General features: G+C 62.7%; 20 protein-coding genes and 3 tRNA genes. 7 read left to right on the top strand and 16 right to left on the bottom strand.

Going from position 1 to position 24,345, the window contains the following annotated elements; genetic code table 11:
• Positions 1-137: 137 nt before the first annotated feature.
• On the bottom strand, positions 138-3,626 hold the full coding sequence (mfd, locus tag Q0X62_RS09090) for a transcription-repair coupling factor (protein ID WP_366946135.1): 3,489 nt from the start codon (positions 3,624-3,626) through the stop codon (positions 138-140).
• Between the two features lie 53 nt (positions 3,627-3,679).
• On the bottom strand, positions 3,680-3,973 hold the full coding sequence (locus Q0X62_RS09085) for a succinate dehydrogenase assembly factor 2 (RefSeq protein ID WP_297734397.1): 294 nt from the start codon (positions 3,971-3,973) through the stop codon (positions 3,680-3,682).
• Positions 3,974-4,049: 76 nt separating this feature from the next.
• On the opposite strand from Q0X62_RS09085, the gene recG reads away from it, so the two are divergent.
• Positions 4,050-6,134, top strand: coding sequence for an ATP-dependent DNA helicase RecG (gene recG, locus Q0X62_RS09080; protein WP_297734395.1), 2,085 nt, complete (start codon positions 4,050-4,052; stop codon positions 6,132-6,134).
• On the opposite strand, the gene Q0X62_RS09075 is transcribed toward recG, so the two are convergent.
• On the bottom strand, positions 6,131-6,793 hold the full coding sequence (locus Q0X62_RS09075) for a DUF502 domain-containing protein (RefSeq protein ID WP_297734393.1): 663 nt from the start codon (positions 6,791-6,793) through the stop codon (positions 6,131-6,133). The genes recG and Q0X62_RS09075 overlap by 4 nt on opposite strands.
• 141 nt (positions 6,794-6,934) lie before the next feature.
• Between Q0X62_RS09075 and Q0X62_RS09070 the strand changes: the two genes are divergently transcribed.
• Positions 6,935-8,137 (top strand): DUF3089 domain-containing protein, encoded by a 1,203-nt coding sequence (locus tag Q0X62_RS09070; RefSeq protein ID WP_297734390.1) that lies wholly within the window; start codon positions 6,935-6,937, stop codon positions 8,135-8,137.
• Between the two features lie 9 nt (positions 8,138-8,146).
• On the opposite strand, the gene kdsA is transcribed toward Q0X62_RS09070, so the two are convergent.
• A complete protein-coding gene (gene kdsA, locus Q0X62_RS09065; protein ID WP_297734387.1) occupies positions 8,147-8,995 on the bottom strand; it encodes a 3-deoxy-8-phosphooctulonate synthase in 849 nt (282 codons plus the stop codon).
• 99 nt (positions 8,996-9,094) lie between these two features.
• Here kdsA and Q0X62_RS09060 point away from each other — a divergent pair, with 99 nt between their 5' ends.
• Positions 9,095-10,582, top strand: a complete 1,488-nt coding sequence (locus Q0X62_RS09060; protein WP_297734384.1) for a deoxyribodipyrimidine photo-lyase — start codon at positions 9,095-9,097, stop codon at positions 10,580-10,582.
• Between the two features lie 2 nt (positions 10,583-10,584).
• Here the strand turns inward: Q0X62_RS09060 and Q0X62_RS09055 are convergent, their stop codons facing one another.
• Positions 10,585-11,229: a DUF6134 family protein gene (locus Q0X62_RS09055; protein WP_297734382.1), complete on the bottom strand. Its 645-nt coding sequence runs from the start codon at positions 11,227-11,229 to the stop codon at positions 10,585-10,587.
• Positions 11,230-11,335: 106 nt separating this feature from the next.
• Between Q0X62_RS09055 and Q0X62_RS09050 the strand changes: the two genes are divergently transcribed.
• From Q0X62_RS09050 to metC, 3 genes are read left to right on the top strand one after another with little or no spacing between them, the layout of a single operon-like run.
• Complete coding sequence (locus Q0X62_RS09050; protein ID WP_297734379.1) at positions 11,336-12,337, top strand: cysteine synthase A; 1,002 nt, start codon at positions 11,336-11,338, stop codon at positions 12,335-12,337.
• Positions 12,337-13,167, top strand: a complete 831-nt coding sequence (locus Q0X62_RS09045) for a sulfurtransferase (protein ID WP_297734376.1) — start codon at positions 12,337-12,339, stop codon at positions 13,165-13,167. The genes Q0X62_RS09050 and Q0X62_RS09045 overlap by 1 nt, the downstream gene beginning before the upstream one ends.
• Positions 13,164-14,321 carry a cystathionine beta-lyase gene (gene metC / locus Q0X62_RS09040; RefSeq protein WP_297734373.1) on the top strand — a complete coding sequence of 386 codons (1,158 nt, stop codon included), beginning with the start codon at positions 13,164-13,166 and terminating at the stop codon, positions 14,319-14,321. Before Q0X62_RS09045 ends, metC begins: the two co-directional genes overlap by 4 nt.
• Before the next feature lie 106 nt (positions 14,322-14,427).
• On the opposite strand, the gene Q0X62_RS09035 is transcribed toward metC, so the two are convergent.
• The 10 genes from Q0X62_RS09035 to Q0X62_RS08990 all read right to left on the bottom strand — a co-directional run bounded on the left by Q0X62_RS09035 (position 14,428) and on the right by Q0X62_RS08990 (position 20,471).
• Positions 14,428-14,504 (bottom strand) — tRNA-Arg (locus Q0X62_RS09035).
• A 21-nt stretch (positions 14,505-14,525) separates the two neighbouring features.
• Positions 14,526-14,831 carry an ETC complex I subunit gene (locus Q0X62_RS09030; protein WP_297734371.1) on the bottom strand — a complete coding sequence of 102 codons (306 nt, stop codon included), beginning with the start codon at positions 14,829-14,831 and terminating at the stop codon, positions 14,526-14,528.
• 59 nt (positions 14,832-14,890) lie between these two features.
• Positions 14,891-14,967: transfer RNA gene (locus Q0X62_RS09025), tRNA-Pro, on the bottom strand.
• 41 nt (positions 14,968-15,008) lie between these two features.
• Complete coding sequence (locus Q0X62_RS09020; protein ID WP_297734368.1) at positions 15,009-15,578, bottom strand: DUF192 domain-containing protein; 570 nt, start codon at positions 15,576-15,578, stop codon at positions 15,009-15,011.
• 77 nt (positions 15,579-15,655) lie between these two features.
• Positions 15,656-16,156 (bottom strand): cold shock domain-containing protein, encoded by a 501-nt coding sequence (locus Q0X62_RS15660; protein ID WP_366946131.1) that lies wholly within the window; start codon positions 16,154-16,156, stop codon positions 15,656-15,658.
• Between the two features lie 366 nt (positions 16,157-16,522).
• Positions 16,523-17,032, bottom strand: coding sequence for a 6-carboxytetrahydropterin synthase (locus tag Q0X62_RS09010; RefSeq protein WP_297734362.1), 510 nt, complete (start codon positions 17,030-17,032; stop codon positions 16,523-16,525).
• Positions 17,033-17,165: 133 nt separating this feature from the next.
• Positions 17,166-17,240: transfer RNA gene (locus tag Q0X62_RS09005), tRNA-Glu, on the bottom strand.
• A 67-nt stretch (positions 17,241-17,307) separates the two neighbouring features.
• Positions 17,308-19,119: a single-stranded-DNA-specific exonuclease RecJ gene (gene recJ, locus Q0X62_RS09000; protein WP_297734359.1), complete on the bottom strand. Its 1,812-nt coding sequence runs from the start codon at positions 19,117-19,119 to the stop codon at positions 17,308-17,310.
• An 11-nt stretch (positions 19,120-19,130) separates the two neighbouring features.
• Positions 19,131-20,087, bottom strand: a complete 957-nt coding sequence (gene glpX / locus Q0X62_RS08995; RefSeq protein ID WP_297734356.1) for a class II fructose-bisphosphatase — start codon at positions 20,085-20,087, stop codon at positions 19,131-19,133.
• Between the two features lie 54 nt (positions 20,088-20,141).
• Positions 20,142-20,471, bottom strand: coding sequence for a hypothetical protein (locus tag Q0X62_RS08990; RefSeq protein ID WP_297734353.1), 330 nt, complete (start codon positions 20,469-20,471; stop codon positions 20,142-20,144).
• Positions 20,472-20,554: 83 nt separating this feature from the next.
• On the opposite strand from Q0X62_RS08990, the gene phaC reads away from it, so the two are divergent.
• Positions 20,555-22,468 (top strand): class I poly(R)-hydroxyalkanoic acid synthase, encoded by a 1,914-nt coding sequence (gene phaC, locus Q0X62_RS08985; RefSeq protein WP_297734350.1) that lies wholly within the window; start codon positions 20,555-20,557, stop codon positions 22,466-22,468.
• On the opposite strand, the gene Q0X62_RS08980 is transcribed toward phaC, so the two are convergent.
• Positions 22,465-24,342, bottom strand: a complete 1,878-nt coding sequence (locus tag Q0X62_RS08980; protein WP_297734347.1) for an ABC transporter transmembrane domain-containing protein — start codon at positions 24,340-24,342, stop codon at positions 22,465-22,467. The two genes, phaC and Q0X62_RS08980, sit on opposite strands and share 4 nt — an antisense overlap.
• Positions 24,343-24,345: the final 3 nt, after the last annotated feature.

Raw genomic sequence — 24,345 nt, 5'->3', positions numbered from 1 at the left:
AAGAATGCCAGCCAGCCCAATCCGCTCAACAGCATGAATACGGGTTCGAGAAAATCTTTCATCGCGTCACCTCAAACCCTGAGGCGAGGATAGCGGCTGCGCTAATCGCGTTGATCCCCTGTTTGAGGGAGCGCTTATCAAGCGGTGGGCTGGGCAGCCGCTTTTGCCTTCACGGACAGTTCGGCCAGGGGGCCCATGGCGCGCTCAATGGCTCGCAATCGATCCTCCGGCTCGTCCCATTCAGCGCGCAGCACCAGCTTATGGTCGGGACGCACCTTGAACAGGGCCGGATTGGCGGAAATATGGGCGATCAGCCCCGGAGGATCCGCGAATTTATCATTGCGGAAATGAATGACGGCACCTTTCGGACCCGCATCCACTTTCTCCACCCCGGCACGCTTGCACAGCGACTTCACGGCGACCACACGCAACAGGGTTTCCACTTCGCTGGGTAGCGGTCCGAACCGGTCAATCAATTCCGCCGCATAGGCTTCACGTTCGGTCTTGCCGTCCAGCGAGGACAAGCGGCGATAAAGCTGCAACCGGACATCGAGATCCGGCACGTAGTGATCCGGGATCAAAACAGCGCCGCCGGCATTGATCTGCGGCGACCATTCGCCCTCGTCTTCTTCGCGTCCACCGGAGCGCAGCGAGGCGACTGCCTCCTCCAGCATGGATTGGTAGAGCTCGACCCCGACATCCTTGATGTGGCCGGACTGTTCTTCGCCCAGAAGATTGCCCCCGCCGCGCAGGTCCAGATCGTGAGACGCCAGGGTGAAGCCAGCGCCCAGGGAGTCCAGCGACTGCATGACCTTCAGGCGCTTCTCGGCACTCTCAGTGATCTTCTGGCGCATGGGCGTTGTCAGATAGGCATAGGCACGCGTCTTGGAACGCCCGACACGACCTCGCAGCTGATAGAGCTGGGACAGGCCGAACCGATCCGCGCGGTGCACGATCAGCGTGTTCGCCGTCGGGATATCGATCCCGGACTCCACGATCGTGGTCGAAAGGAGCACATCATAGCGACCCTCATAGAAGGCGGTCATGATGTCCTCGAGCTGTGACGCCGCCATCTGGCCATGGGCCGAGACGAAAGTGACTTCCGGCACGCTCTCGCGCAGGAAGGCAATGGTCTCCTCCAGATCGGTGATCCGCGGCACCACAAAGAAGGCCTGCCCGCCGCGATATTTCTCCCGCAGCAGCGCCTCCCGAATACTCACCGGGTCAAAAGGCGCGACATAGGTGCGCACAGCAAGGCGATCGACGGGCGGTGTTGCGATGATGGAGAGGTCGCGAATGCCCGTCAGGGCGAGTTGCAACGTTCGGGGTATGGGCGTCGCCGTCAGGGTCAGGACGTGCACGTCGGACCGCAACTCCTTGAGGCGTTCCTTGTGCTTGACCCCGAAATGCTGCTCCTCATCGACCACCAGCAGACCGAGATCGGAGAATTTCACGGTCTTGGCCAACAGGGCATGGGTGCCGACGACAATTTCCACTTTGCCATCAGCCAGCTCGTCACGGGTCAGCTTGGCTTCTTTCGCGGAGACGAGGCGTGACAGGAGGCGGACCTTGACCGGCCAGCCCCGGAATCGGTCGGAGAAAGTCTTGTAGTGTTGCCGCGCCAGCAAGGTTGTCGGCGCAACAATGGCGACCTGCTGACCACTCATCGCAACAACAAACGCCGAACGCAGCGCCACTTCCGTCTTGCCGAAGCCCACATCACCACAGATTAGACGGTCCATGGGCCGTCCCTTGGCGAGGTCGGAGAAGACATCATCAATCGCGTTCAGTTGGTCATCGGTTTCCGGATAGGGAAAGGCGGAGCAGAACTCGTCATAAATACCGCTCGACGCCTCGATCGGATCGGCTTTGCGCGCCAGGCGTTCCGCCGCGATCTTGATCAGCTGGTCGGCCATGTCGCGCAGGCGTTTCTTCGCCTTGGCCTTGCGCGCCTGCCAGGCCACACCACCCAGCTTGTCCAGCTGCGCGGTCTCGGACTCCGCCCCATAGCGCGAGAGAAGTTCGATATTCTCGACCGGCAGGTAGAGTTTGGCCTGACCGGCATATTCCAGCTCGATACAGTCGTGCGGCGCGTCCTGCACAGGCAGGGTCTTCAGACCGATGAAACGGCCCAGGCCATGATCGGCATGGATGACCAGATCGCCCGGCGAGAGCGAGCCGGCTTCAACAATGATATCAGCCGATCTACGCTTTTTCCGGGGACGGGCCAGACGGTCGCCCAGAATGTCCTGTTCGGACAGGACGGCGAACGTTTCGGTTTCAAAGCCGCGCTCGAGCGGCAGCACGGCCCGGCACACGCTGCCCTTCCCGCTTGCTGGCAGAGTCGCCCAGCTCTCCATCAAGGGGATGCGGCTCAAACCATGATCGCCCAGCACACTGGCCAGACGGTCCGACGCCCCGCCGGTCCAGGAGGCCAGCATGACGGTCTTGCCGGCGCTGGTCAGCGCCTTGATGTGGCTGGCGACCGCATCGAAGACATTGGTATTCTCGGCCGTGCGTTCCGCGGCGAAGCCACGCCCCTGCTTGCCACCAATATCGATGGTTTGAGGACCAGGGTCGCGGAAAGCGGTGAAGCGACGCACCGGGCGATCGGCCAGGGCGGTATTCCAGTCCGGCTCGGTGAAATAGAGCGCCTCCGCCGGCAGAGCGCGATAGGTCGGCGCAGACAGGGCCGATTCATGCCGTGCCTCACCGGCCGCCATGCGGGCTTCATAATAGTCAGCGACCTGGTTCAGACGTTCGTCCAGCGCTTCTTCGGCGAGGTGATCAATGGCCACCAGGGCACCTTCGGGCAGATAGTCGAAGGGTGTGTCCAGCTGATCGTAGAAGAGCGGCATCCAGTGTTCGACGCCAGCCGGGCGGGCGCCGGCACTGACCGCCTCATAGACCGGGTCACCGCCTTGCACGGCACCGAATGTTTTAACGAAACCAGAGCGGAAGCGCGAAACACTGGCTTCATCGAGGAGGACTTCGCTGACCGGTGTGAATTTGATCCCGGGTAACTGGCGCAGCGAGCGCTGGGTTTCCGGATCGAAGGCGCGGATGGATTCGAGCGTGTCGCCGAAAAAGTCGAGGCGAACAGGCTCTGCAGCACCGGGCGGATAGACATCCACCACTCCGCCGCGAACCGCGAAATCACCCGGCTCCATGACGGTCGCCGTCCGGGCATAACCATTGACGGTGAAGTGCTGGGTGAGCGTGTCGAGATCAACACTCCCGCCGGGCTTCACCGCAATTCCCGCGCCTTCCAGCACCACCCGGGGCGGACAGCGCTGCGCCATGGCGTTCACCGTGGTTACAACAAGCGTCGCCGGACCGAGCTCACCGGATGACAGCCGCGCGAGCGTCGCCGCGCGCCGCGCCGCCACACGCGGGCTGGGCGAAATCCGGTCATAGGGCTGACAATCCCAGGCCGGAAGCCGCAGGAGTTCGATGTCCGGCGCAAAGAATTGCAGCGCCGAAACGAAGGCCGCCGCGCGGGAATCATCACGCGCAATAAAGACATTCACCCCGCCGCGCAGGCGGGCCGTGTCAGCAAAAACCAGGGCATCCAGCCCTTCCGGCGCGCCACACACAGTCGCCTGACCGTGAACAGCGGCGATCATTTCAGTCCCAGACACGCCGGTCGTCGTCGCTTCCACGGGGCCAGTCCTTGCGCTTATTGCTTGGGGCCGTCGCCGTAGGCGGCATCGGTGTCCACCCGGAAGCCCTTCAGGGCCGTCATGACGGAAGTATCGAACTGAGGCGGTGTCGGCTGTTTGCCGATGATCCAAGCATAGATGTCGGCGTCTGGCTCATCCAGCAGAACTTCAAAATCAGTCAGCGCCTGAGGGCTGAGCTCATCCAGATGGGTATCGGCAAAGCGGCCCAGGATAAGGTCGGCTTCCTTGAAGCCGCGGCGCCAGGCACGAATGCGCAGTTTCTTGCGCTGGGTTTCGATATCATCACTCATGACCCGGGCATATAGTCCTCCGGATCGCCGCCGTCGACCGGTGGCAGCCGCACAACTTGCCGATAAGGTGCAGATCATGCGCCCAGAGATTCTTTTTCCGCTCTTTCAGGACGTCACCAAACTGCCCGGCATCGGACCGCGGTTGGCGACGCTTGTCGAGAAAGTCTGCGGCGGCCGCATTCGCGATGTGTTGTTCACGCCGCCGACCGGACTTGTCGACCGAACGCGGCGGGTCCCGATCATGGACGCCCCGACCGGTGAGATCGTCACGCTGACCGTGACTGTGGAAACCCATATCCCGGCCCAGCGCCAGGGCCAGCCCTACAAGGTGCGCTGCCGTGATGAGACCGGCTTTCTCCACCTGATCTTCTTTCACGCCCGCCGCGACTATTTGTCGAAGCTTTTGCCGGAAGGCGAAACGCGGGTGATTTCCGGCAAGGCGGAGCGCTTCGGTTCGGAAATCCAGATCGTCCATCCCGATCTGGTCATCACCGAGGACGAAGCCGGCGACATGGCCCTGATCGAGCCGGTTTACCCGCTGACAGCCGGCCTGACAGCGAAAGTCATGCGGCGAGCAGTCGAAGGCGCACTCACGCTTGTGCCCACACTTCCCGAGTGGATTCCGGGAGACTTGCGCGGCGAACACAGCTGGCCGGCTTTCAAGCCGGCGCTTAAAGCCCTGCATGCGCCGGACTCGGCTCAGGCACTCAATGCCGAAGCGCCGGAGCGGGAGCGTCTCGCCTTTGACGAGATCTTTGCCCGTCAACTGGCGCTGCAAATCGTGCGGGCCAGCCGACGCGCCCAATCCGGTCGCGCCCTCACCGGCTCGACCGAGGCTGTCGAGAAACTCCTCGCTACCGCGCCCTTCAAACCGACCGGCGCCCAAATGCGGGCGTTTGAGGAAATCCGCGCTGACATGGCCTCCCAGGCCCGCATGACCCGCCTGCTTCACGGCGATGTCGGCGCCGGCAAAACCTTCGTGGCAGCCCTTGCCGCAGCCCAGGCGGCCGGAGCCGGGGTGCAAACTGCGATCATGGCGCCGACGGAAATTCTTGCTCGGCAGCATGCAAAGACCCTGGCTGACATGCTTGAACCGGCAGAACTTTCGGTGATTGCCCTGACCGGACGCGACAAGGGCAAGACCCGCGCTGCCCTGCTCGAGCGTATGGCGGCAGGTCGCGTGGATGTCGTGTGCGGCACACATGCGCTGTTCCAGGACGGGATCGAGTTTGCTGATCTCGGCCTTGTCGTGATCGATGAGCAGCATCGTTTCGGGGTCTCCGACCGCATGCGCCTGACCTCCAAGGGCCAGCGTCCCGACACACTGGTCATGACGGCGACGCCGATACCGCGCACGCTTTCGCTCGCCGTCTATGGTGACCTGGACGTCTCGCGGCTGGACGAAAAGCCCGCCGGGCGCATTCCGCCGGAAACCCGCCTCGCCTCGATGGAGCGCCTGGATGAAGTGATCGAGGGCGTGCGCCGGGCCATCGCGCGCGGTGACCGGGTCTATTGGGTCTGCCCGCTGGTCGAGGAAAGCGAGATGTCCGAGCTCTCCGCCGCCGAGGACCGCTGGCGCCATTTGCGTGCCGCTCTGGGTGACGACCGAATAGGTCTCCTGCATGGCCGCATGAAGCCAGCGGAGAAGGAAGCCGTCGCGACGGCCTTCAGGGCGGGCGAGATGGATGTTCTGGTGGCGACGACAGTCATCGAGGTCGGCGTCGATGCGCCCGATGCAACGGTGATGATCATCGAGCATGCCGAGCGCTTCGGCCTCGCCCAACTTCACCAGCTTCGCGGCCGCGTCGGACGGGGCAAGAAGCCGTCATCCTGCCTCCTGCTTTACAAGGGGCCGCTCGGGGACACCGCACGGGCCCGACTGGAGATGATGCGCGAGACCGATGACGGCTTCCGCATCGCCGAGGAGGACTGGCGCCTGCGCGGGGCCGGTGACCCGCTCGGACTGCGCCAGAGCGGATTGCCGGAATTCAGATTGGCCGATATCGAGCAACACGCCGCCCTGATCGAGGTCGCCAATGATCACGCACGCCTCATTGTCCATCAGGACCCCCAACTGAACGGCAAGCAGGGTGAGGCGCTGCGGACCCTGCTCTACCTGTTCGACCACGACCAGGGCGTGCGCTTCCTGCGCTCGGGCTAGTGGGGCTTGGTGACTTCGTCTGGCAGCTTGGCCCGGACCTCATCGGGCAGCTTGTCCGGGGTCACCATGCCGAAAGAGATAATCAGCTTGGCCGCTTCCTCGACGCTCATGTCGACATGGATCGTGTTCGACCGCGACGTGTAAAGCAGAAACCCCGATGTCGGGTTCGGTGTCGTCGGGACGAAGAGCGCGATCACGTCATCGGAAATCTTGCGTTTGAGATCACCCTGCCCATCGGCCGACACGAAGGCGACAACATAAAGGCCTTTCATCGGGTATTCGATCAGCACCACTTCCTTGAAGGAGTTTGCTTTTCCCGAGAATACCGTCTCCATGATCTGCTTCAGCGCGCCATAGACATTTCGCACCAGCGGCACGCCATTGAGGATACGGTCGCCGACACCGATCAGGGTGCGGCCGAAGATATTGGCCGCCAGGGCGCCAAGCGAGGTGAGCAGGATGACCGCGATCAAAACCCCCAGACCCGGAATCGTGAAATCCGCGGGAAGATAGGTTTCCGGGTTGTAGCGCGCAGGGATCAGGGGCTTGACCACATTGTCGACGAAGCCGACGAATGACACGATAAGATAGAAGGTCACGCCCAAGGGTGTGGCAATGACAATGCCAGTGAGGAAACTGTTGCGAAGCCAGCGAAACATGGCGCTCCCGTCCAGATGACGCCGGATTGGCGTTTTTACTACCCCCCGGCAGCGGCCCCAGCATAAGCCAAGCCAAATCAGTCGCCAATCACGGCTGCACGACCTCAGCACACAATACGCGTAACAAGGAATCGACTCGACATGCTCGCCAATCCGACTTCGATCGCGCGCTGGATGATTATTGCCGGCGGGCTTGGCCTGTTGGTCATCTCGACGCTGGCGAGCTGGTTGCTGCGAGATCAGATTTTCCAGACATTCCAGGACCCGGGCGAACCCTTTCAGACTTATACGCCGCCAGCGCCTGCTGACTACGCCACCACCGATGCCTGGTTCGCTCAGGGAAACTTCAGCAACCCCGACGAAGCCGCCGTTTTTTTCGTCCACCCAACAACTTATACCGGTGGGGCGAACTGGAATGGTGAATTGGACAAGGAGAGCGCTGTTCGCGAGGTCGTCGATATCGCCTTGCCCAATTATGCGGCGCCCTTCGCACGCTCGGGGGAATTGTTTGCGCCGCGCTATCGGCAAGCGGCCCTCTACGCCTTCATGAATAATCGCGAGGACAGTGTTCAGGCTCGCATGTTCGCCTATGAGGATGTCGCGCGCGCCTTCGATACCTTCCTTCAACAGATTGGCCCTGATCGCCCGATCATCCTCGCCGGTGTTGGTCAGGGAGGGTTTCACGCGTTGGGCCTTCTGCTCGATCGTTTCTCTTGGGATGAGACCCTCCGCGTCAGGCTGGTCGCCGCCTACATCATCGACGCGCCCGTCCCGCTGGATCTTTTCTCTGACGCACTTGCCCCAATCCCGCCCTGCGAGACGTCCGAAGATGTCCGCTGTGTCTTGGCCTACTCCTACGCCCAGCCAGAGGAATCCAATCGCATCCGCATCCTCACTGAGCGCACGATGAGCTGGACGCCGGATCGGGAACTCGCCTTTGTGGAAGGCCGGGGCCTGCTATGCATCAATCCGGTCCTGGGCGCGCGAACCAGTGAATATGCCTCTGCCCGCCAGCATCGCGGGGGCGTCGCGGCCGAAGGACTGCCGCCGGACACCACCCCGGCCCCGATCCCTGGCCAGACCGGCGCCCAGTGCGCAGACGGAATCCTCTTCGTGGACGAGCCACGTCATCGTGATCTGCAAAGACCCAATCGCTTGGCGGAAGATTTCCGCGAGCCGCCCTTCAATCTTTTCTATGAGGATTTGCGTCTGGACGCGGCCCAGCGCGTCTTCACGCTGACCAGTATCCTGCAAGAAGAGCGTCGTTGGGCTCCGCCGCTCGACGACATCGAGGATGTCGAGGACACGCCGGTTGTCCCGATTCCGGACCGACGCGAATTCTGAACTGGTGGGCTAGAGGCCCTTGGCCAGCGCATCGAATTCCAGCAAGCGTTTCACCAGCGCTTCGAACTCACTGAGTGGCACCATGTTGGGGCCGTCAGACGGGGCATTGTCCGGATCCGGATGGGTTTCCATGAAAACGGCTGCAACACCGATCGACACGGCGGCGCGGGCCAGGGTCGGTACGAATTCGCGCTGGCCGCCGGACGATGCGCCCTGACCGCCGGGCTGCTGGACGGAGTGCGTGGCGTCGAAGACTACCGGCGCGCCGAACTGCGCCATGATGGGCAGGGAGCGCATGTCCGAGACCAAGGTGTTGTAGCCGAAGCTGGCGCCACGTTCGCAGGCCATGACGTTCGGATTGCCGGCGGCCGCGATCTTTTCGATCACATTCTTCATGTCCCAAGGGGCCAGGAACTGCCCCTTCTTCACATTGATCGGCTTGCCGGTTTCGGCCGCCGCGATCAGGAGATCCGTCTGGCGGCACAGGAAAGCCGGGATCTGGATGATATCCACAGCCTGGGCCGCAATGCGGGCCTGTTCTTCCGAATGCACATCCGTGAGCACGGGAAGTCCGCTGGTCTCGCGGATTTCCGCGAAAACCGGGAGTGAGGCTTCCAGGCCAAGGCCTCGCTGAGCCTTGATACTGGTCCGGTTCGCCTTGTCGAAAGACGTCTTGTAAATCAGGCCGACATCCAGCCGGTCCGCAATCTCGCGCAATTGCGCGGAGACCTCCAGGCCATGCTGCCGGCTTTCCAGCTGGCACGGCCCCGCAATCATGGTGAGTTTGCGGTCATTGCCAATCTCTATCGGGTTGCGACCGGGACGCGGGATGGAAATGACGGAATTGACCTGGCTCACGCGGGCTCTCCTTGTGGTCGCGAATGCTGCCGCTCGACTGATCCGATATCGGATCGACGACGTAACGAGACAAGGCCCTTATTGAGCGACAGGACCAGAATGGCAAGTTCCAGCGCCACCGACACCGCCCTCGTCTGGTTTCGGAGAGACCTGCGCCTTCTTGACAATCCGGCGCTTCATGCCGCTGTTCGCAGTGGCCGCAAGCTTGTCTGCGTTTTCATCCGCGAGACGCGTGGTGAAACGCCGTCCGCCCCGGGCGCCGCCTCGCACTGGTGGATGCATCATTCCCTCACGCGTCTGGCGGAAGATCTGGAAGCGCGCGGCGGCCGCCTCACCCTGCGAACCGGTGACCCGGCGGAGCTCCTGCCGGCGCTGGCGCATGAAGCCGGCAGCCGGGAGATTTACTGGAATCGAGCCGATCGTCCGGAGGTGGATGCGCGTGATTGTCGATTGGCCGGCCAGCTCGAAAGAACAGGCATCAAAGCGCGCGGCTTTCGTGCGAGCACGTTGATCGATCCGGCCAGCCATCTCAATGGATCGGACAAGCCCTACCGGGTTTTCACCCCGTTCTGGAAAGCCGCCCTGCGGACACTGGACCCGCGTGATCCCTTGCCAGCACCGACGCGCCTGACCGAAGGCGCGGACCTCGCGAGCGAGGCGCTGGATGACTGGAATTTGCTGCCGAGCCGACCCAATTGGGCGAGTGGATTCGAGGTTGACTGGACGCCCGGTGAAGCGGGAGCCCATGCCCGGCTCGACGATTTTCTCTCCGGCCCGTTGGCCGCCTACCCGACAGATCGGGATCGCCCCGACCGCGAAGGCACATCCCGCCTTTCACCGCATTTCGCTTGGGGCGAGATATCCCCGCGCACCGTTTGGCATCGTGCTCGCGACCATGCCGAACGCGGCGGAGCGTTCCAGCCGGTGGAGAAATTTCTTTCCGAAGTCGGTTGGCGCGACTTCGCCATCTACCTCGCACACCATTTCGGCGATTTGAGAGCCTCCAATTTCAATACCCAGTTCGACCATTTCCCGTGGCGTGACAACGCGGCGGGTCTGGATGCCTGGAAGCAGGGTCAAACGGGTGTTCCAATCGTTGATGCGGCCATGCGTCAGCTCTGGCAAACCGGATGGATGCACAACCGAACACGGATGATCGCGGCCTCCTATCTGATCAAGCACCTCGGTGTTCACTGGCGTGAGGGCATGGCCTGGTTCGAGGACACGCTGGTTGATGCCGACCTCAATGTGAATGCCGCGAGCTGGCAATGGGTCGCCGGCTCCGGCGCTGATGCCGCGCCTTATTTCCGGATATTCAACCCGGTGAGCCAAGGCGAGAAATTCGATCCGGACGGTTGCTATGTGCGGCGCTTTGTGCCGGAGCTCGCCAAGCTGGACAGCAAGGCCATCCACGCGCCCTGGGACCAGCCAGAGAGGATTCTCGCGATGGCGGGCGTTACGCTCGGAAAGACCTATCCCAAACCCATCGTGGCACTGAAGCAGGGGCGCGAAAGCGCTCTGGCCGCCTACCAGCACATGAGGGATCGCGCCTCTGCCGCTGCCGAGACCGCCGACGCCAAAACCTGAGCTCAGGCGTCGCGCAGCCGGTAGACAATGTCTTGATCCCGGATCGAAAAGGCGCATCCGACCCAGCGGCCGCCTGCATCATACCAGAGGTCCACAGTCACGGTGCCGGTCATGCGGAACCGACGCGCGTCAATCATGCCGCTCACCGTCTCGATACGGTCCATGCCCATATCCTCAATCGTGACGGCCATGGGCTCACCCGTCTCGGTATTCAGCACGGCCGGGAGCCCAGCCGCATACCCCGACCAGTGACTGGATGGAACAAGATCACCGACACGCCCGGCGTCGGAGACAAGCCGGCCTTCGTCGTCACGCTCTAGCGCGTAGCGGGTGCGGTCACCGTCCTTCAGGGTCATCGCCGCAAGCGAGACAAGCTCACCGTCCTCCCAGACCTCTTTGGACTCGTGTTCGTATCGGAAAACAGTCACCGGACCGAAGCCGACACGCAGGCCAATCTCGATCTCCACTTCCATGCGGCCATCGGCGCGCTCCGAGAACTCAACCCGGTGTTCGCCAAAGGGCGAGCCATTGCGGAAGACATCAAAAGTGACATCCTCCGGCAATTCCGCCGAGGCGGGCACCGCGGCAATACCGAGCGCGGCAAGGGCAAGAAGCGTCGTCTGAAACATCTGGATATAGCGGGTCATGCTTGACCTACGTGCACCACCGCGATCCGGATTGCAGGCCTTGCCATTTTCTTTTCCATCCGCGACACCAACTGACACCGGTCGGCCCAACCTAGGAGACTTGCCCGTGCAACCTGCCCGCAGCGTTATTGACTTGATTGGACACACACCGCTGGTTCGATTGAACGCCGCCTCAGAAGCCACGGGATGCGAAATCCTTGGCAAAGCGGAATTCCTCAATCCCGGCGGTTCCATCAAGGACCGGGCAGCGCTGGGTATCATTCGCGCAGCAGAAGCCAGCGGTTCACTGAGGCCCGGCGGCACGATTGTCGAGGGCACGGCCGGGAATACCGGCATTGGCCTCGCCCTCGTCGGCGGCGCCCTGGGTTATCGCGTCGTCATCGTCTTTCCACGCACCCAGTCGCAGGAAAAGAAGGACGCTATCCGTCTGCTCGGCGCCGAGCTGATCGAAGTGGACGCCGTGCCCTACGCCAATCCCAATCACTATGCGCGCTATTCCGGAACGCTGGCGGCAGAGCTGAAGGAAAGCGAACCCCATGGCGCGATCTGGGCCAACCAGTTCGACAACACCGCCAATCGCGACTTTCATGCGGCCACGACGGCGCAGGAAATCTGGGAGCAGACCGATGGCAAGCTGGATGGCTTTATCTGCGCGGTCGGATCCGGCGGTACGCTTGGTGGCGTCTCACAGGGCCTCAAGGCCAAACGTGACAATATCCAGATCGGCATTGCCGACCCGGGTGGCGCGGCGCTTTACGGCTTCTTCAAGGATGGCGAGCTGAAAGCCGAAGGCACTTCGATCACCGAGGGCATCGGTCAGAGCCGGGTGACCGCGAATCTCGAAGGCATCCAGGTCGACCGCGCCTATCGCATCAGCGATGACGAAGCCCTGCCGATTATTTTTGAACTGACTCAGAATGAAGGCCTGTGCCTGGGCGGGTCGTCCGGCATCAATATCGCCGGCGCGATGCATATGGCCCGTGATCTGGGGCCTGGTCATACGATCGTGACCATCCTTTGTGACCACGGCGCCCGCTATCAGTCCAAACTCTACAATCCCGATTTTCTGCGCGAAAAAGGCCTGCCCGTGCCGGCCTGGCTGGCTTGATGTCCAAGGGGCTGATCTGCGCCAGCGTGGCAATTTCGCGCCTGTCTGATCCGGGCACCGTCTTTCTGGATGCCAGCTGGACCTTTCCGGCCGGGCCGAAGGGTGGCGCTGAGGGCTTTATCCCGGGCGCACGATGCTTCGATATCGATACCGTCAAGGATACCGCCAATGCGCTGCCGCACATGTTGCCGTCCGCGCCTGAATTCGCCCGGCACGCGCGCGAACTCGGGATCAATGTCGACAGTCACCTGATCGTCTATGACCGTTTCGGCCTGTTCAGCGCTGCGCGGGTCTGGTGGATGTTCAGGGCCATGGGGCTCCATACGGTCGCTGTGCTCGATGGCGGCCTGCCGGCCTGGATTGCGGCTTCCGGTCGGGTTGAAGACCAGCCGGCAACGCATTGGTCAGATGGCGATTTTCAGGCCGTTCTCAATCCGGCCTGGGTCGCCGATCGGGAGACCGTGACCGCGGCAATCCGCACCGGTCAGACCCAGATTCTGGATGCGCGTGGGAAGGCCCGTTTCACCGCCCGCGTCCCCGAGCCCCGCGAGGGCATGCGCGCCGGCCATATGCCGGGAGCTCGCAATCTTCCCTTCACTGCCTTGCTGACATCCGAGGGCAGGCTACGGATCGACGAAACCCTCTTTGCGCAGGCCGGGATCGACCTGGAGCGGCCGGTGATCACCACCTGCGGCTCTGGGGTCACGGCTTGCATTCTGTCGCTGGCACTGGATTGTCTGGGGTATGACTCTGCCGTCTATGACGGATCCTGGAGCGAATGGGGCAGTCGTCCCGATACGGAAATAGAAACAGGACGCGCCGCGCCATGAAAGACGAAACCCGCCTCACCCGTCTGGGTCGACCGCATGATGATCGTGGACAGGTCAATCCATCCGTCGCGCGCGGATCGACCATGCTGGCGCCGTCCGCCGCCGCTCTCTACAATTTTCCGCCAGGACGCAAGCATTATGGCCGGGTCGGCCTGGGAACGCATGACGCCTTGCGGACGGCCCTCAGCGAGCTGCAGGGCGGAGCGGGCTGCGCCCTCACCTCGTCCGGCCTGATGGCCAATACACTGTCCATCCTCGCAGCGACCGAAGCCGGAGGGGAAGTCCTGGCGGCGGATTGCATTTACGGACCGGTCCGCAACTTCCTGCTGACACAATTGGCGCGCTTCGGTGTCTCGACGCGCTTTTTCGCCCCCCGTATGGGGGCGGAAATCGGCGACCTGATCACCGACAAGACCCAGGCCATCCTGCTGGAAAGCCCCGGCTCCCTGACCATGGAAATGCAGGACGTCCCCGCGATTGCAAAGGTCGCGCGCGAAAAGCGGGTCATCACCATCATCGACGACACCTGGAGTGCCGGCCTGACCTTCAAGCCGCTTCAGCTGGGGGTCGACTATGCCGCCCAGGCGCTGACCAAATATGTCGGTGGGCATTCCGATTTGCTCATGGGCGCTGTCGTGGCGCGCGACGAGGCGCTGTTCCAGCGCCTGCAGACGACCGAGCGCGCCTTCGGCTTTCACACTGGACCAGACGACGCCTATCTTGCCCTGCGTGGCTTGCGGTCAATGTCTGTCCGGATGGAACGCAGCGCCGCCAGCAGCCTGGCCATCGCCGACTGGCTCGCCACGCGGTCCGAAGTCGGCGCCATTCGCCACCCGGCCCGGCCGGACCATCCCGACCATGCCCTCTTCCAGCGCGACTTCACCGGCGCCTGCGGCCTCTTCGCCTTTGAAGTGCCCGGCTGGGATATCGCGACCTCGGAGCGTTTCCTCGATGCGCTGAATGTCTTCGGGATGGGCTTTTCCTGGGGTGGCTATGAAAGCCTCGCCATTCATTGTGATCCGCAATTGAAGCGCACGAAGACGGACCACAAGCATGAGGGCGCGCTGATCCGTCTCTCGGTCGGCCTGGAAGCACCGGAAGATTTGATCCGTGATCTCGCGCGGGGATTTGCGGCAGTCGGCACCGAAGGTTGAACGATCCCCCCGGCCCCACAGGGGCGCAAGCGCGACGGCGCGTCGGCGCTCATGCGCCGCCCCTTCGGAGGCGTTCGCGCAGCGAATTGCCGTGAGATCAGAAAGCTGGCGCTTCCGGCAGGACTCGAACCTGCAACCATCCGCTTAGAAGGCGGGCGCTCTATCCGGTTGAGCTACGGAAGCTGAAACTGTGAGGGATCGCGCCTAGTGCGACCAGGGCTGTTTGCGATCAGCCGCAAAATTGTCGGCATAGGATTTCGCATAGCGCTTCGGCTCGTGCGGTTCGACGACCTGGAAGGGAATGCCCTGGCGCTTGGCATAGGCCACCGCGTCTTCCTGGCTGTCAAAGGTGAGCTTGATCTGTCCGCGCATATCGGAGCTGGAGGTCCAGCCCATCAGCGGATCGGGGCGCTTGGCCATTTCAGGCGAAAATTCGAGCACCCATCTCTTGGTCTTGCCGCGACCGGATTGCATCGCATTGCGTGCGGGACGATAGATCTTTGCGAACATGCGCCTCTCCCAATCAAATCACGACACTGCCGGGCGGGACCCTGCGAAGGCCCGGCAAATGGTCGGGGCGGCAAGATTCGAACTTGCGACCCTTCGCTCCCAAAGCGAATGCGCTACCAGACTGCGCCACGCCCCGACTGAGTGTCCTTATGTAAGCGAGTCCGGCTTAAGGCAAGCCTACTGCGCCTCGGTCGGGCTTTCCTCTGCAGCGACGCCCGCGTCGGCCGGCATGTCCGGCTCGCTATCATTGCCGAAAATGGCGTGATGGACGCTATCACCGGGGCGTAGTCCCAACTCGATCGCCTGTCCGGCGCCGAGTTCAAGCACGCCGGCCACAAGGGCCTCGGCCGGCAGGCTGCGTAGCGACTCGGCCTGGGCGAAGGCAATGATTTTGACGATCTCGCCGTCAGGCGCGACGAAGATGATATCGAGGTCCACGAGCGTGTTGCGCATCCACATGGCGGCCGATTCAGGCGGCGCGTACTGGAACAGCATGCCAGTGCCGGGCGCGACCGCCCCACGCCACATCATACCGCGTTGCTTCTGCTCAAGCGTCGTGGCGAGCTCGGCCATGATGACATGGGTGTCACCACTCGCCGTCTCGATCCGGACCGGATCCGGCCCACCGAACGAAATCGGCGCCTCTTGTGCTGTCGGATCAAGAGCAGGTTCAGGGGTCGCGGTCTGGGCCGAGACGGCCCCGGCCAGACCAAGAGCCAGAAGGCTGGAAAGGAGTAGGTTTCGCATGAGCGCAAGCTAGCGGCGCACCCGTGCCCGTGCAACGGGCAAACGCAAGCCGCCTCACCGGCCAGGCGGCCGCCGCCTCATCCTGTCGGACAGGACGCGCCGTCCGCCTTGATTTCTGCTGCAAGGGCGCCCTTTGGGCCCTCTACGCACCGAATTTCCAACCGATCGCCCGGCTGGATGTCATCCAGTCCGGCGCGCCGCAAGGTTGCCGCGTGCAGAAAAACGTCACCTTCAACTTCATCGCAGGTCACAAAGCCGTATCCGCGCAGAGCATCAAACCACTTCACAACCGCATCACAAAATGGCGCATTCGAGACCGTATAGGGATGGAAACGACGTGGCCGCGTCTCAGCGCCGCTGTCACCGCCGGTCATCTCGACCAGCTCGACCGCCTGGCGGCCCTTGTCGCCCTGGACGGCTTTGCACAGCACTTTCGCGTTGGGAAGCGCAGGCCCCTGACCGAAACGCCTCAGGCAACTCGCATGCAGGAGGATATCCCCCTGACCGTCACTCGCATCGATAAACCCGTAGCCCCGAGCCGGATCGTACCACTTTACCCGGCCTTCGAGCTCAAGCATCTCCGTATCTTCAAAGACTTCGTGAGCCAAAACCATAACATCACTCGCTTAAACAACCCTTGAGCGAAAGATTGTTACACAAATTGATATATGAAGAGAAGATGAATTCGCGAAGAATATAAGAAACGCGCCGCCTAAATATTGACAGTGAGAGCTATTCGCACCCCAGAAACCACCACATGTAGTAGTTTCGCCGATTTTGCGACGCAACTTGATGCGGTTCGAATGACAGATCGGTAATGTGCATTTTTCTCGTTTCAGGCGAATTCCCGATGCGTCTGTTTCCGTGAAATCACGGGCAGATGCATCAAAGACACACCCCGAAAGGAGTCGCTGCGTATGAGCCGACCCCGAATCAGGCCGACATCAATCATTCAACAAGGAGGCTGCAAGCCGCTCGGAACTCGCGAGTCGGTCCACGGCGGCGGCCGACCGATAAATCGCGGAATTGGACGCATGTTCGGAGCATTCCACCGACTCGACCCAACAACGCCCACCCGTCGCCGCAGCGACGATTTCCGACGCCTTGTGAAACGCCATCTCGGCCATCCGCTCGCAGCTCGTCCCTTCGACAATCCGGACCTTGGCCAATCCACGCTCGCCGAGCGCCTCCAGCGTCGGCCGCTCCGGATCGTCGACCGCGACCAGTAGCGAGTGGTCAAACATGTCGTGCAGCCAGTCCTTTATGGGACCGAAGCCCCCCTTGCCGAAATCGAGAACCCAGCCGCGCTTGTCGAGCTGTTCCGCCGCAAAAACGAAGTTGAAGCCGAACGAATAGCCGTGCAGGAGCGCGCAATGACTGTCGGCGGCCCATTGCCGCGAGCAACAGGAAAGGCCGCGCTCATTGCCATAGGATTTGGTCGACAGATGGGCCATGCCCGCTTTCTCCACTCGATAACCGGAGTGGGCCTATAGCCCGCGCCCCGCGCAGAGGCAAACCCGTCCACCCCAAGCCGGACCTGATAAGGGCCGACACTGATGGAAAATCATCTGTGTGGGGAAGACATCGTGGCAGTCCCTAGGGGAATCGAACCCCTCTTTCCAGGTTGAAAACCTGGCGTCCTAACCGATAGACGAAGGGACCGCAGCGATGTGAGGGCCGTCGTATAGAAAAGCCTGAGCATCCTTGCAAGCGGGATTTCTGCAAAAAATCATTCCGCTGCAGTTGCGAGGTCTTCCAGGTGGAGCTGCACCCGTTCCCGCCCCTGCCAGCTGTCCAGTTTAAGCCGTCCGAAAGCGTGGAGCAAGTCCGGGCCCGCCGCCAGCAGGGCCTCACCAATCGAGGTTTCCGCGCAGCGAAAGCAGATGCCGTCAACCCGACGGCTGTCGATATCGGTGAGCGTGAAACGCACATGATCTGTGCCCACCCGCTTGGCGAAGCTGACCCGCATCCGCGGCAGCACGAAGCGCGGCTCTGCATTCCCCTGACCATAGGGACCGGCCCTTTCCAGCATGCGCGCCAAGTCGAGCGTGAGTCCAGAGGCTGACAACACGCCATCGGCGCGCAGGGCCATGGCATCGGCTGCAGCGGCCAGTTCCGGCGCGAGGCGCGCGTCGAGATCGGCCACCAGCTCGGTGATGCGGTCCGGATCGACGCTCAGACCACCGGCCATCGCGTGGCCGCCGCCGGAGATCAGCAGCCCGGCTTCGCGGGCGGCCGCAATGGCGCCGCCCAGATTGACGCCCGGAACAGACCGTCCCGACCCCTTACCAATCGGCGGGGTGGCCTCGCGGTCAATCCCGATCACGATGACCGGCTTGTCAAAGCGTTCCTTGAGGCGGCCGGCCACAACACCAATCACGCCGGGATGCCAGCCCTCGCCGGCCGCGATGAGAATGGCGCGATCCGACGCTTGGCGCTCCAGCTGGGCCGACGCGGCGTCCAATACCTCCGCCTCGATAGCGCGACGTTCGGCATTGAGGCGGTCGAGCTGATCGGCAATGCGGATCGCCACGGCCTGGTCTTCCGTGGTCAGAAGCGTCGCCCCGAGATCGGACTTGCCGACCCGGCCACCGGCATTGATGCGCGGCCCGATCAGGAAGCCGGCATGATAGGTTGTCGCCTCACCTTCCACGCCCGATTTCTCGGCCAGGCTACGCAGACCGAGATTGCGCCAGCTGGTCATCGCCTTGAGACCCTGGGCGGTGATCGCGCGATTGATGCCGGTCAGCGGCACGACGTCGCAAATCGTTCCAAGGGCCGCCAGATCGATCCAGTCGAGCAGGTTGGGCTCATTTTCCGGCGTGATCGCGCCTCGTCGGCGGCCCTCGCGATTGAGCGCAGCCAGGAAGATAAAAGTCACGCCAGCGGCGGCGAGATGGCCGCAACCCGAATTGTCGTCCGCACGATTGGGATTGACCAGAGCGGCAGCGGGCGGCATCGCCGCATCCATCAAATGGTGATCAATGACGATGACATCGAGATCGATGGTCGCGGCGTGCTCCAGCGCCGCATGGGCCGCCGCGCCGCAATCGACGGTAATGACCAGTTCCGCACCCCGGGCCTTCAGCGTGTCGAAGGCCGCACCCGATGGACCATACCCCTCCTCCACCCGATCCGGGACATAGATGTCGGCGACACGGTCGAAATGCCGGAAATAGCGGATGAGCTGCGCCGCCGAGGTAGCGCCGTCGACATCATAATCGGCAAAGACCGCCATGGGGCGCTCGGCCTCGATCGCGTCCCAGACCAGACGGGCCGCCTTGTCCATGTCGGCAAAATCCGCCGGATCCGGGAAACTGTCGCGCAGGCGCGGCGTGAGATAGCTGGCCGCGGTATCAGCGGTGACCCCCCGGGCCACCATGACGCGAGCCAGCGCGTCAGGCACGCCCTGCTGGCGGGCAATGGTGACAATCTCGGCCTCATCTGCCTCACGCAGGCGCCAGCGCTTGCCGGACAGCGAACGGCTCACCCCCAGGAGTGGAGATGAGCCGCCTGTTTGTGTCGGATTGTCGTCGAGCATCACACCGTCGATCAGGCCGCCGGTCGGGCTGACCGGATACGGCGGACCGAATGATCGGCTGAGTCGAGCAAAAGCGTATGCGTGTGAACGAGATTGCCGTCCTTTCGGACACCATCGACCAGATCACCATCGGTGACGCCGGCGGCAACGAAGAGGCAATGGCTGGCGGCCAGCTCGGCGACGTCATATTTGCGATCCAGGTCGGTCACCCCCGTGCGGGCGGCGCGCGCACGCTCATCATCATTACGGAAGACCAGGCGAGCCTGCATCTGGCCACCGATACAGCGCAGGGCCGAGGCGAGCAGAACACCTTCAGGCGCACCACCCTGGCCGATATACATATCAACACCGGCGCCAAGACCCGCCGTACCCATGCCGCCCGCGACATCGCCATCGGGAATGAGACGAATGCGGCCACCCACTGACTTCACACCATCCATGATCGGCTTGTGACGCTCCCGGTCGAGTATGCAGACCGTGATCTGCGAGGGATCGACCCCCTTGGCTTTGGCCAGATTGAGGACATTGTCTGCCGGCGTCGCGTCGAGATCGATGACGCCGGTCGGCAGGCCAGGGCCCACCGCGATCTTGTCCATATAGGTGTCAGGCGCATGCAGCAGGCCACCGCGCAGCGCGAAGGAAACCAGAACCAGTGCATTGGGTTGGCCCTTGGCGGTCAGCGTCGTGCCTTCAAGCGGATCGAGCGCAATGTCGATTTCGGGCCCTTCGCCGGTGCCGACTTCCTCGCCGATGAAAAGCATCGGCGCTTCGTCGCGCTCACCTTCGCCAATCACGATCCGGCCCTTCATCGGCATGGCATTGAGGCCAGTCCGCAAAGCGTCCACCGCCGCCTGGTCCGCCAATTCCTTTTCACCGCGACCAATCCAGTCATAGGCGGCCACCGCTGCGTGCTCAGCCGCACGGACGGCCTGAAAGGCCAGATTGGTCAGGGCTTGCGTGTCGCTCATTTCGTCTTCCTCATCAGCCCGTCCGATCTCGGAACGGGCGGCATTTTGCCAATACTATTGTTGGGGAGGCTGGGTTCTGGCCTGCCCGTCATCCACAAACTCACCGGCGTCGGCGCGCCGGTTCCTTTCCTCGCGCCGTTCCGCCTCGGCCTGCATCTCGGCGCGTTCAGCGAGCAGACGTTGCGTCGCAGCATCCATGGCCCTGGCTTCCCTCGCCGGAAGCGATGTTACCGGTACCACCGCGGGAGCCTCCCGTCTATCCCCGGCTCGGGCAAGGCGCTCCTCAACCCAGGCCGGATTGGCATCATCCGACCCTGGCATGTCGACCACGGCACAGCCGCCGATACCAAGTGTCACCGACAAGGCGAACAGGACATGTTTCATGAGCTCTCCCCGCGCTGGACGCGCGTCGCGCTTTCTATACGCTGATAAGGGTCTGAGTCACCCGTTGATCACAAGGGATTGCCATGAGCGACACGTCAGGAACAGGCAAAAGCCACGGCCCCGCCACAACGGACGACCAGCCAGGCAAGTCCAGCTGGGCCGCGTTCACCGAGAAGGAGCTCGAGACGCTCGATAATGTGTCGCGCAACTTGATGCAGGCCTCATTGAAGTCGCAGCATCTGATGTCCGATGTCATGCGCAAGGCAATTGAAGGCGATCCGGTCCTGCCGAATGCCGATCCGTTCCATTCAGCCCCGGAATTCCAGGAAGTTTGGGCGAAGATCGTCGAACAGCCCGACCTCATGATGCGGGCCCAGGCCGATCTCATGAAGGGCTATATCGACCTTTGGTCGAACACGACCAAACGGATGATGGCCAGTGACACACCCACCACGCCGGCAATCAGCCCGGAACCCGGTGACAAGCGGTGGCGCTCGACCGACTGGTCGGAAAACCCGGTCTTTGATGCCATCAAACAGTCCTACCTGCTCAATCAGCATTTCCTGATGGGGCTGGTCGGCAGTGTCGACGGGATTGATGAACGCACCAAGCGCAAGGTCGAATTCCTGACCAAACAAATGACCGATGCACTGTCGCCGACCAATTTTGCCCTGACCAATCCGGACGTGCTGCGCGAAACCATGCAAAGTCAGGGCGAGAACCTGACCAAGGGCCTGCAAAACCTCCTCGATGATCTCGCCTCCGGCGATGGCCGCCTGGCGCTCAAGCAGACCGACATGGAAGGTTTTAAGGTCGGCCGGGACATGGCCACGACGCCGGGTGAGGTCATCTTCGAGAACGAGTTGATGGAGTTGATCCAGTACGCCCCGACCACGGAGACCGTGAAGGCGCGCCCGCTCCTGATTGCACCGCCCTGGATCAACAAGTTCTACATCATGGACCTGCGCGAAAAGAATTCCATGATCCGATGGCTGGTCGACCAGGGCTTCACCGTATTTCTCATCTCTTGGGTCAATCCGGGCACAGAACTCAAGAACAAGACCTTTGAGGATTACATGCATGAAGGGCTTTTCGCGGCCCTGCATGCGATCGAAGCCGCAACGGGTGAGACGTCGGTCAATGCGGTCGGCTATTGCGTGGCCGGTACCCTGCTTTCCTCCTCCATGGCCTGGCTGGAAGCCGAAGGTCAGTCCGACCGCATCGCCTCGGCAACCTTCTTCGCCGCCCAGTCCGACTTCGAAAAGGCCGGCGACCTGCTCATCTTCATCGATGATATCTGGCTGAAGGAAATCGAGCGCATCATGGACAGCCAGGGCGGTGTCCTGGACGGGCGCTCCATGGCCGACACGTTCAATCTGCTGCGCTCGAACGATCTGGTCTGGTCCTTCGTGGTCAATAACTACCTGCTCGGGCGCCAGCCCCAAGCCTTTGACCTTCTGTACTGGAATGCCGACCAGACCCGCATGCCCAAGGCATTGCACCTCTGGTATCTCGACAATTTCTACAAGAATAATCGGCTGGCGAAGGGCGAGCTTGAGCTCGGGGGCCACAAGCTGGATCTCGGCGCCGTGAAAACACCTGTCTATATTCAGGCCTCACGCGAGGACCATATCGCGCCCTACCCGTCGGTCTATCGCGCCGCCCGTCTGTTTGGCGGCCCGGCCCGCTTCATGATGGCCGGGTCCGGCCATATTGCCGGCGTTATCAATCACCCGGACGCGAAAAAATACCAGCACTGGACCAATGACGCCCTGCCCGAGACTGTTGAAGCGTGGATCGAGGGTGCGACGGAGCATCCCGGCTCCTGGTGGGGCGATTGGCGCGACTGGCTGCTCGAGCGATCCGGTGAGGACGTCCCGGCCCGCACACCCGGCGACGGCAAGCTCAAGCCGATCCGCAAGGCTCCGGGGCGCAATGTACTGGTTCGAAGCGACGCTACGAAGGCAAAATCGGAGAAGCCGGAACCTGCCGGTTAGGAGTCGGACTGGCCGAATTGCAGCTCGACATAGCGGGCATAAAGGCCGCCGCGCCGCAGCAGGGCGTCATGGCGCCCCGTGTCGACCACTTGCCCGTTCTCCAGCACAATGATCCGGTCCGCCGAGCGGACGGTCGCGAGCCGGTGGGCGATCACCAGCGTCGTGCGCCCCTCGGACAGGGTCTCCACGGCCGACTGGATCAATTGCTCACTCTCGGAATCCAACGCACTTGTCGCCTCATCCAACAGGAGAACCGGCGCATCGCGCAGGATGGCACGCGCAATCGCGAGACGCTGGCGCTGACCGCCGGACAGGCTGGCCGCCCGTTCCCCCAGTGCGGTGTCATAGCCGTCGGGCAAGACCTGGATGAAGGCGTCAGCATTGGCCGCGCGGGCCGCGGCCTCGACGTCCGCAACGCTCGCATCGGGTCGCCCGAAGCGGATATTGTCAGCCACGCTCCCGGAGAAGAGCGGCGCATTTTGCTGCACGATGGCCAGTTTCGCGCGCAAGGCCTGCGGATCGAGCTGGCGGATATCGATGCCATCCAGGCTGATCCGACCGCTGAGCGGGTCATGCAGGCGCAGGAGGAGCTGGAACAGGGTTGTCTTGCCGGCCCCGGACGGACCGACAATCGCGACCGTTTCACCCGGCTGGGCGTCGAAACTGACGCCGCGAAGCGCCGGCTCTGCCTCGCGGCCGGGATAAGCGAAACTCACCGCTTCAAAGCCGATCGCCCCCTGTACAGGTTCCGCCAGCACCGCGACGGGCGCGGCGATCGGCAGTGATGCTTGCGCGCCCAGCAATTCCATCAGGCGCTCCGTGGCTCCGGCGGCCCGCATCATTTCGGTATAGGTCTCGGTGAGCATCCCCACGCCGCTGACGGCGACAAAGGCATACATGACGAATTGCGTCATCGCGCCGGGCGTGATCGCGCCGGCCTGGACCTGGACGGCGCCAAACCACAGGACCGCGATCAGGCCGGTCAGGATCACCGAGAAGATGAGCGCGGTCATGACTGACCGCACGCTGATCCGCCGCATGGCGGAGACGAAAGTCATCTCCACCGCCTTGGAGAAGCGGCTGGCTTCCTCGCGCTCACGGGTGAAGGCCTGGACCGTCTCGATCGCCTGCAGGGTCTCCCCGGCCCGCGCCGAGGCATCGGCCAGATTATCCTGACTGACCCGCGAGAGGCGCTGGATCCGGCGCCCGAACAGCATGATCGGTCCCACCATCAGCGGGCCGAGCGCCAGAACGAGCAGGGCCAACTGCCAGCTCACCACCACCATCAGGATCAACGCGCCGGTCGTCGTTGCCACAGTCCGCAAGGCCACCGAAATCGACGAACCGACCACGGTCTGGATCAGGGTCGTATCCGTGGTCAGGCGCGAAAGCACCTCGCCCGTCCGGGTTCCCGCGTAAAAGCGGGCATCCAGCGAGAGCAGATGCGCAAACACATCCTGGCGCAGATCGGCGACCACACGCTCACCGAGCCGGCTGATGAAGTAGAATCGAAAGGCACTGGCCAGCCCCAGTAGAACCGCCACGCCCATTCCGGCGAGGAAATAAATCCCCAGTCCCGATGTGTCCCCCAGGCTGGCGCAGGCCGCGGACTGGCTCGCCCCCGCGAAGCCGCAATCGACCACCAACCGGAAGGCCGCTGGCAGGAGCAGTGTCAGGCCGGAGGCCAGGAAGAGAAACACCGAGAAGGCCGCCAACAGCCCCGGATAGCGCAGGATATAGGGCATTAAACGACGCAGTGGCTGCACCGATTTGGCCTTCTCGCGATGCGCCTGATCCCGCTCAAGCTCGGCGGCAAAGCCGGAGCCGCGCGCTTCGTCCGCGGCCGCATCGCGCGCGGTCTGGGTGTCAGTCATGCA

The organism is uncultured Maricaulis sp., from assembly GCF_947259345.1.
GTDB lineage: Bacteria > Pseudomonadota > Alphaproteobacteria > Caulobacterales > Maricaulaceae > Maricaulis.
The sequence above is the reverse complement of the archived record's forward strand: the minus strand, read 5'-3'. Positions and strand labels throughout refer to the sequence as shown.

Excerpts from the sequence above, each read along its gene's own strand:
- metC (WP_297734373.1), top strand. The coding sequence starts at position 13,164 with ATGAAAGACGAAACCCGCCTCACCCGTCTGGGTCGACCGCATGATGAT.
- Q0X62_RS08990 (WP_297734353.1), bottom strand. The coding sequence starts at position 20,471 with ATGAAACATGTCCTGTTCGCCTTGTCGGTGACACTTGGTATCGGCGGC.
- mfd (WP_366946135.1), bottom strand. The coding sequence starts at position 3,626 with ATGATCGCCGCTGTTCACGGTCAGGCGACTGTGTGTGGCGCGCCGGAA.
- Q0X62_RS09020 (WP_297734368.1), bottom strand. The coding sequence starts at position 15,578 with ATGCGAAACCTACTCCTTTCCAGCCTTCTGGCTCTTGGTCTGGCCGGG.
- recG (WP_297734395.1), top strand. The coding sequence starts at position 4,050 with ATGCGCCCAGAGATTCTTTTTCCGCTCTTTCAGGACGTCACCAAACTG.
- Q0X62_RS09045 (WP_297734376.1), top strand. The coding sequence starts at position 12,337 with ATGTCCAAGGGGCTGATCTGCGCCAGCGTGGCAATTTCGCGCCTGTCT.
- Q0X62_RS09055 (WP_297734382.1), bottom strand. The coding sequence starts at position 11,229 with ATGACCCGCTATATCCAGATGTTTCAGACGACGCTTCTTGCCCTTGCC.
- Q0X62_RS15660 (WP_366946131.1), bottom strand. The coding sequence starts at position 16,156 with ATGCTTGAGCTCGAAGGCCGGGTAAAGTGGTACGATCCGGCTCGGGGC.
- Q0X62_RS08980 (WP_297734347.1), bottom strand. The coding sequence starts at position 24,342 with ATGACTGACACCCAGACCGCGCGCGATGCGGCCGCGGACGAAGCGCGC.
- phaC (WP_297734350.1), top strand. The coding sequence starts at position 20,555 with ATGAGCGACACGTCAGGAACAGGCAAAAGCCACGGCCCCGCCACAACG.
- recJ (WP_297734359.1), bottom strand. The coding sequence starts at position 19,119 with ATGCTCGACGACAATCCGACACAAACAGGCGGCTCATCTCCACTCCTG.
- Q0X62_RS09075 (WP_297734393.1), bottom strand. The coding sequence starts at position 6,793 with ATGTTTCGCTGGCTTCGCAACAGTTTCCTCACTGGCATTGTCATTGCC.
- Q0X62_RS09085 (WP_297734397.1), bottom strand. The coding sequence starts at position 3,973 with ATGAGTGATGATATCGAAACCCAGCGCAAGAAACTGCGCATTCGTGCC.
- Q0X62_RS09070 (WP_297734390.1), top strand. The coding sequence starts at position 6,935 with ATGCTCGCCAATCCGACTTCGATCGCGCGCTGGATGATTATTGCCGGC.
- Q0X62_RS09060 (WP_297734384.1), top strand. The coding sequence starts at position 9,095 with ATGGCAAGTTCCAGCGCCACCGACACCGCCCTCGTCTGGTTTCGGAGA.
- glpX (WP_297734356.1), bottom strand. The coding sequence starts at position 20,087 with ATGAGCGACACGCAAGCCCTGACCAATCTGGCCTTTCAGGCCGTCCGT.
- Q0X62_RS09030 (WP_297734371.1), bottom strand. The coding sequence starts at position 14,831 with ATGTTCGCAAAGATCTATCGTCCCGCACGCAATGCGATGCAATCCGGT.
- Q0X62_RS09010 (WP_297734362.1), bottom strand. The coding sequence starts at position 17,032 with ATGGCCCATCTGTCGACCAAATCCTATGGCAATGAGCGCGGCCTTTCC.